The 7,708-nt window shown below is 63.0% G+C and carries 6 protein-coding genes; 3 read left to right on the forward strand and 3 right to left on the reverse strand.

What is annotated here, in order from left to right; translation table 11 throughout:
- Positions 1 to 59: 59 nt before the first annotated feature.
- The 3 genes from NKJ91_RS32915 to mutY all read right to left on the reverse strand — a co-directional run bounded on the left by NKJ91_RS32915 (position 60) and on the right by mutY (position 3,058).
- The gene (locus NKJ91_RS32915; RefSeq protein WP_352458827.1) at positions 60 to 1,094 is read right to left on the reverse strand and encodes a DUF4062 domain-containing protein; all 1,035 of its coding nucleotides are present in this window, start codon (positions 1,092 to 1,094) and stop codon (positions 60 to 62) included.
- Positions 1,095 to 1,322: 228 nt separating this feature from the next.
- Positions 1,323 to 1,934: an HAD family hydrolase gene (locus NKJ91_RS32920; RefSeq protein WP_352458828.1), complete on the reverse strand. Its 612-nt coding sequence runs from the start codon at positions 1,932 to 1,934 to the stop codon at positions 1,323 to 1,325.
- A gap of 11 nt (positions 1,935 to 1,945) precedes the next feature.
- On the reverse strand, positions 1,946 to 3,058 hold the full coding sequence (gene mutY / locus NKJ91_RS32925; RefSeq protein WP_352458829.1) for an A/G-specific adenine glycosylase: 1,113 nt from the start codon (positions 3,056 to 3,058) through the stop codon (positions 1,946 to 1,948).
- A gap of 49 nt (positions 3,059 to 3,107) precedes the next feature.
- On the opposite strand from mutY, the gene NKJ91_RS32930 reads away from it, so the two are divergent.
- The 3 genes from NKJ91_RS32930 to smc form a co-directional block, all read left to right on the forward strand.
- A complete protein-coding gene (locus NKJ91_RS32930; protein WP_352458830.1) occupies positions 3,108 to 3,608 on the forward strand; it encodes a DUF721 domain-containing protein in 501 nt (166 codons plus the stop codon).
- Between the two features lie 129 nt (positions 3,609 to 3,737).
- The gene (locus NKJ91_RS32935) at positions 3,738 to 4,463 is read left to right on the forward strand and encodes a DsbA family protein (RefSeq protein ID WP_023674158.1); all 726 of its coding nucleotides are present in this window, start codon (positions 3,738 to 3,740) and stop codon (positions 4,461 to 4,463) included.
- Positions 4,464 to 4,580: 117 nt separating this feature from the next.
- Positions 4,581 to 7,708, forward strand: a 3,128-nt coding sequence (gene smc / locus NKJ91_RS32940; RefSeq protein ID WP_352458831.1) for a chromosome segregation protein SMC, incomplete at its 3' end; no start/stop codon positions are given.

Raw genomic sequence — 7,708 nt, forward strand, 5'->3', positions numbered from 1 at the left:
GGGCCATCCGGCCACGGCTCTGCTCTGTCCACATCTAAAGCTTGAATCACAACCAAGCCTCAGACGGAACCCATAGCCAGCCGATTTTCAAAACGGTCTCTTACCAAATGACGGTCCCCTTTAGGGGTAATACGCCAATAACTTGCTTTATCGGTGATTGCTCGCTTCTTTACACCGGGCTCAATCAGCCCTAACGCCCTGAATTGAATCAAAATCTCATTCCACGCCTCTATGCCAATGGCCGGCGAGCCAGTTACCTCATACTTGTCACGATCCAATTCGTCCCACCCGTGAAATCGGGCAACAATGGATTTCAAATTTTCTTCGGAAGCTTCATTAATCAGAGGCGGACCGATATCTTGAAACAACAAGTCCCAAGACACTTGTGTTTTCCAGGGAAAAGTCTCAGAGCTCCAAGTGGTTTTATTTCTCAAGGCTCTAAATCCGTGAAGAGTTATTTCATCCTTTCCAGATTCAAGTGAATCGTCAATATCTAGGTGCTTGTCTTTTTCTGTCTGTTCTCGTAACTTAATATTTTCTTCGGTAAGGACGTTTATCTTCTCCAATAGTGCAATCGGCGACGAACCATCGTTCCTTATCCATCCAGGACGAGGGTTAACCTTGATTTCGCGGATCAGCGATCGTGATACCAAACCTCCCAGTTCCGAAGCGCTTGACCACTGACGCACGGGATAATCCTTCATGATCTCTGCGCGGAAAGCCTCCAGTTTTTTCCGAAGAGTTTCGTCCTTTTCCGTTTTTCCAGCCGCTATTTCCTCCGGCTTGCCGTGTACGAAGGCGAGCACCGGAATGCCGGACTTTTTGGCGTAACGGTACTCCTTCTCCGTGTAGCTGATGCCCTCGTCGGTTACGACCGACCCATATCGGCCGCCGATGATCAGGACGTAGTAATCGCACTCATCGATAACCCTCTTGATCACATCCCATTGACTCTCGTTCGAAGCGACGAACGCCTCCATCCCAGTGGGAATGCAATCTAGCTCCCAGATGGCTTGGATGACCTCAGCGCGTTCCTCTTTTAGGTCGGTGAAAGTAGAGCTGACGAATACTTGATGCCGAACTGAATAAGCCACAGATCTCTCCCCGACGCTTCCTCTGCCTATTATTGACAGTTGGCTGCTCGGAAAACAGTCCGAACCGAACTTATCCCCGGAAACAATCCGATTTCGCATCTCTGCCAAACAGTCGTTTCGATGCTCCGGGGTATCCGAGCCCGAAAGTGCTTTTCCTTCAGGACCCGGCCGATTGCCGCGCATTTGCGAAGGTTTAAAGTCTCAGCGGATCGCTGGAACCGATTCAAATCACACTTCGATCCCAAGACGCTCAAGGTCCGCCCTGAGCGTCTTTGCATCGGTGAACAGCACCGACTGCCAGCCCGCCGCCTTGGCGCCGTCGACGTTCTTCTGGCTGTCGTCGATGAACAGCGTCGCTGACGGTTCGAGGCTGAACGCGGCGACGTGGTGGTCATAGATGGCGCGATCCGGCTTGATCTGGCGGATGTCGCCGGAAACGGTGACGCCGCGCGGCCGATTGAGGAAATCGAAGCGCTCGCGGGCCTCGGCGAGCGTATCCGCAGCGAAATTGGTGAGCATCGTCACGTCATGGCCGCTGTCGATCAGGCCGATCATGATGGCGACGCTGTCCTCATAGGCGTGAGGCACCATCTCGTGCCAGTGCCGGCGGAAATTGCGGATATTTTCGGCGTGCTCGGGATATTGCGCGATCGCCAGCGCTTCGGCCTCTTCCCAACTGCGGCCGCGATCCTGCTCGATGTTCCAATCATGCGTGCAGACATTGTCGAAGAACCATTTCCGTTCGTCGGGATTGGGGATCAAGCGACTGAAGGGCAGGTCCGGATCATAGTGGATCAGCACTTTGCCGATGTCGAAAACGATGTGGCGGATTTCAGTCATTCTTCTCTCTTTCAACGCGGCCGCTGCTTTTTCGTCGCGCCCGGTATCGCCGCTTCGATTACCTTTTTCATGACGCTCGGCAGCGCTTCCCCGGAAATTTCATGCGCCAGCGACCAGAAATGCCCGGCCGGGGCGACGCTGTCGGTGTCCGCCTTGAACACGTAGAGTTCAAGCGCAAAATGAGTAAAGACATGGCCGATGCGTCCGGCCCGCCGCCAGTCGCCGGGGAAGGGGGCTGCCGCTTCCGTGGTGGCGCCGTCGATGCGCGCCGTCCAGCCGGTCGTCGGCACCTCAGTCATGCCGCCGAGGAGGCCCTTTTCGACGCGCTTTCGCAAAAGCACGGCGCCGTCGCCCCTGACGGCAACGAAGGCGGCACCGCGGCGTAAAGGTCTTTCGGCCTTGGGCAGGCGGACCGGAAAGCGTTCGGGGTCGCCCGAGATTGTAGCGCTGCAATTCTCGCGAACGGGGCACAGCATGCAGCGGGGCCGTCGCGGCGTGCAGATCGTCGCGCCCAGGTCCATCATCGCCTGCGCGAAGTCGCCGGGCCGTGTCGGGGGAACCATGTGCTCGACCTGGCCGCGTATCTCGCCCTTGGCTTCGCCCAGCGGCGTGGCGATCGAAAACAGCCGTGAGACGACCCGTTCGACATTGCCGTCGACGACCGCGGCTGGTCGGTCGAAGGCGATCGCTGCGATCGCCGCCGCCGTATAGGCGCCGATGCCGGGCAGTTCCTTCAAGCCGGACTCGCTGTCCGGAAAGCGGCCGCCTTGCCGCGCGACGAGATCGGCACAGGCTTTGAGGTTACGGGCGCGGGAGTAATAGCCGAGCCCGGCCCAGGCCTTCATGACGTCTTCGGTCGGTGCCGCCGCCAGCGCCTGGACCGTTGGCCATTTCTGCACGAACGCCCGGAAATAGGATTTTACCGCCTCGACCGTGGTTTGCTGCAGCATCACCTCGGAAAGCCAGACCAGATAGGGATCGGGCCGCGCCCCGCCCGCCAGCGCGCGCGGCGAAACGCGCCAGGGCAGGTCGCGGTGATGCGCGTCGTACCAGCCAAGCAGCCGGGAGGCGATCTCGACATTGTCTCCGGATACGGCCTTGCGGGTCTGGTCGTGCAGTGCCATTGATCGAGGGTCGGCCCTAATCCATTGGTGCTGAAGCTGGAGAACGCACATGGCAGGGAAAAGGCCCTTCGGCAATCCCGTTCCGGTGAGCGATCTCGCAACCGAGATCCTCGACCCGGTGCTGCGCAAACGGGCCGGTATGTCGATCGGACTAGTCCAGTCATGGGAAGAAATTGCCGGGCCGCGGCTTGCCGGCCGCTCGCGCCCGGAAAAGATCCAGTGGCCGCGCCGCATGCATGAGGACGATCCTTTCGAACCGGCGGTGCTGGTGATTGCCTGCGAGGGTGTAGCGGCACTGCATCTGCAGCACGAGACCGGCGAGATCATCAACCGGGTCAATGCCTTCCTCGGTTTCAATGCGATCGGCCGGATCAGGATCGTGCAGAAGCCGGTAATGGCGGGCAAGGACAAGCCGAAACCCAGTTTGCGGCCGCTGACTGCGGCCGAGAAAGGGAAGCTGTCAGGCACCGTTGGTTTGATCGAGGACGGCGGGCTGCGCGCCTCGCTGGAGCGGCTTGGCGCCACCATTCTCGGTCAAAAGAAACCGTGATCTCGCGCTATCGTGATGGTATGCCCGGATTTGGCGATTGGAATAGGGGCGGTAATGCCTTAATTCGCGCCAACTCTCGCTTTTTGTAGACTTTGCATTGCAAAATCCAACTATTGCCAGGTGATTCGTATGATCCGTTCCTTGTCCCGCAGAAACCTTTTGACTTCGCTGGCCGCAATACCAGCGGTGGCGCTGCTTGCCGCCTGCAGCGACTCGGGCGAGAAAGCCGAGGCGCAGGATGTGAAGCCTGCGGCTCCGGAACCTGCGAAGCCGGCCGCTCCGGCCGCCGCGGCGGCGCCGGAGGCTCAGGGCACGGTCGATATGGCGGCACTGCTGAAGCCCGGCGCATTGCCCGACATGCAGCTCGGCAAGGACGATGCAAAGGTCACTATCGTCGAATATGCATCGATGACCTGCCCGCATTGCGCGCATTTCGCCGAGACCACTTTTCCGGAGCTGAAGACGAAATATATCGACACCGGCAAGGCCCGTTACATACTGCGCGAGTTTCCGTTCGATCCCAGCGCCGAGGCCGGTTTCATGCTGGCGCGCTGCTCCAAGGACAACTATTTCCCGATGGTCGACGTGCTGTTCAGGCAGCAGGCGAACTGGGTTGGTGTGAACAATACCAAGGACGCACTGCTGCAAATCGCCAAGCTTGCCGGTTTTACACAGGAGTCCTTCGAGGCCTGCTTGACGGACCAGAAACTTCTGGACGATGTGAGATCTGTCCAGAAGCGCGGCGCCGACGAATTCAAGGTCGATTCCACACCGACCTTTTTCATCAACGGAAAGACCTACAAAGGGGCGATGTCGATTGCGGAAATGTCGGCCATCATCGACCCTCTGCTCTGACGTTTCGGCAGCGCCGAAGCGGCGTAGCTTCGGCGTGCGCACTTCTTTGTCTTGCCGCGGGTTCTCCTTGCAAAACCGCGGCACAGTTTTGCGAAACTTGGCTATGGGCCGGCGCGAATGAAGTTCTCGCGCCTTCGCCTCCTCGGCTTCAAATCCTTCGTCGAACCCGGCGAGTTCGTCATCGAACGCGGCCTGACCGGCATCGTCGGGCCGAACGGCTGCGGCAAGTCGAACCTGGTCGAGGCGCTGCGCTGGGTCATGGGCGAAAGCTCCTACAAGAACATGCGTGCGTCCGGCATGGACGACGTCATCTTTTCCGGCTCGGGAACGCGTCCGGCCCGCAACACCGCCGAAGTCACGCTGTTCCTCGACAATAGCGACCGCACCGCGCCGTCCGCCTTCAACGACGCCGACGAGTTGCAGGTCTCGCGCCGCATCGAGCGCGAGGCCGGCTCGCTCTACCGCATCAACGGCAAGGAGGCTCGCGCCAAGGACGTTCAGCTGCTGTTCGCTGACCAGTCGACCGGCGCCCGCTCGCCCTCGATGGTCGGCCAGGGCCGCATCGGCGAGCTGATCCAGGCAAAGCCGCAGGCGCGCCGCGCGCTGCTGGAAGAGGCGGCCGGAATTTCCGGCCTGCATACGCGCCGCCACGAAGCCGAGCTGCGGCTGAAGGCGGCGGAACAGAACCTCGAAAGGCTGGACGACGTCGTCGGCGAGCTGGAAAGCCAGATCGAAAGCCTGAAACGCCAGGCCCGGCAGGCCTCGCGCTTCAAGAACCTGTCGGCCGACATCCGCAAGGCCGAAGCGACGCTGCTGCATCTGCGCTGGACGCTGGCCAAGACGCAGGAAGGCGAAGCGCGTTCGGCGCTGGCGATTGCCACCGCGCTGGTCGGCGACCGTGCCGCCGCCCAGATGGCTGCCGCCAGGGAACAAGGCATCAACGCCCACCGGCTGCCGGACCTGCGCGATGCGGAAGCCGCTGCCGCCGCCGCCTTCCAGCGTCTATCGATCGCCAAGGCGCAGATCGAGGAAGAGGCAGGCCGCATCCGCGCCCGCCAGGCTGAGCTCGACCGCCGACTGCAACAGCTCGATGGCGACCTTGCCCGCGAGGAGCGCATGGTCCGCGACAATGCGGATATCCTCGAACGCCTCGCCGCCGAAGAAGCCGCGCTCAACGCCGAAAACGCCGGCGCCGCCGAGCGCGAGGCCAGCACCCGCGCGGCTTTCGAGCAGGCGGCATCGACGCTTGCCTCGAGCGAGGCCAGGCTCGCCGCGCTGACCGCCGAACGGGCGGAGGCTGCCGCCTCGCGCAACCAGATCGAACGGACGCTGCGCGACACCGCTGAGCGCCGCGACCGCTTTGCCCGCCAGCTTGCCGATGTCGACCGCGAACTGTCGGAGATCGTCTCCAGGGTCGCCGGCCTGCCCGATCCCGCCGAGAAGCGGCTGCTGGTCGATCAGGCGCTGACGCTGCTCGAAGAGGCTGAGGCAGCCGCCATTGCCGCCGAACAGGCGGTCGCCGAGGCGCGTGCAGGCGAAAATGCTGCCCGCCCACCGGTTCAGGACGCAAAGGCCGAGCTGGCGCGGATCGAAACCGAGGCCCGCACGCTGGCCAAGATCCTCAACGCCGCCAGCGGCGATCTATTTCCCTCGGTGCTGGAGCAGATCAGCGTCGAGCGCGGCTACGAGACGGCGCTGGGTGCCGCGCTTGGCGAAGACCTCGACGTGCCGCTCGACCGCAGTGCGCCGGTACATTGGGGCCAGAGCGAAATCCAGCCTGCCGACGCCGCATTGCCCGAAGGCATAAGGAGCCTCGCCAGCGTTGTGCGTGCGCCGGCACAGCTGGCCCGCAGGCTGGCCCAGATCGGCATTGTCGAAGCCGCCGACGGAAGACGGCTGCAGACGCTGCTTGCTCCCGGTCAACGGCTGGTCAGCCGCGAAGGCGCGCTCTGGCGTTGGGACGGCTTCACCGCCAGCGCCGATGCCCCGACCGCCGCCGCGCAGCGGCTGGCGCAGAAAAACCGGCTGGCCGAGCTCGATGCCGAAGCAGTCCATGCCACGCGCACCCTGCGCGAAGCTGAACAAGCCCTTGCCCAGGCCGAACAGGCGCTTGCCCAGGCGAGCGAGGCCGAACGCAACGCCCGACAGGCCGGGCGCGACGCCCAGCACGGGCTCGACGCTGCCCGCAATACGCTGGCCGAGGCCGAAAAAGCCGGCGGCGAGCTGTCGAGCCGGCGTGCAGCACTTGACGAGGCGCGCGCACGCATTGTCGACAGCCATGAGGAAACGGCGGCGGCATTCGTCGAGGCGGAAATGCTGCTGCAGGACGCGCCCGATCTCGGCGATCTGCAATTGCAGCTCGAGCAGTCGGCCGCCAACGTCGCCCGCGACCGCGCCGCCCTTGCCGATGCGCGTGCCGTTCACGAGGGCCTGAGGCGGGAAGCCGAGGCACGTGCGCGCCGGCTCGACGCCATCAGCGTTGAACGGCGCAACTGGGTCGAGCGCGCCGAAAACGCCTCGACGCAGATCGCGGCGCTCGGCGAACGCAAGGCAGCGGCCGAGGCCGAGCGCGAGCAACTGGCCGACGCTCCCGACGAGATTGACGCCAAGCGGCGCGCCCTGCTGTCGCAGCTCGCCGAGGCCGAAAGCCTGCGCAAGGCAGCGGGCGACCGCTTGCAGGAAGCGGAGAACCGGCAGTCCGAGCTGGACAAGGCTGCGACTGCTGCCATCCAGTCGCTGGCCGAGGCGCGCGAATCCCGCGTTCGCGCCGAAGAGCGGCTGACCGCCGCCGACGAGCGTCGGCTGGAAGTCGAGGCGCGCATCCAGGAAACGCTGAACACGCCGCCGCATCTGGTGATCCGCCACACCAGCCTCGAATCCGACAGCCCGATGCCCGAAATGGCCGAGATCGAGCGTCAGCTCGACCGGCTGAAGGTCGAACGCGAACGGCTCGGTGCCGTCAATCTGCGCGCCGAGGAGGAGCAGAAGGAACTGTCGGACCGGCTGGAGACCATCGTCTCCGAGCGCGACGACATCATCGAGGCGATCCGCAAGCTGCGGCAGGCGATCCATAGCCTGAACCGCGAAGGCCGCGAGCGGCTGCTCGCCGCCTTCGAGGTGGTCAACGGCCATTTTCAACGGTTGTTTTCGCATCTGTTCGGCGGCGGCACCGCCGAGCTGCAACTGATCGAGTCCGACGATCCGCTCGAAGCGAGGCTCGAGATCCTGGCGCGCCCGCCCGGCAA

The organism is Mesorhizobium sp. M0040, assembly GCF_040323505.1.
GTDB lineage: Bacteria > Pseudomonadota > Alphaproteobacteria > Rhizobiales > Rhizobiaceae > Mesorhizobium.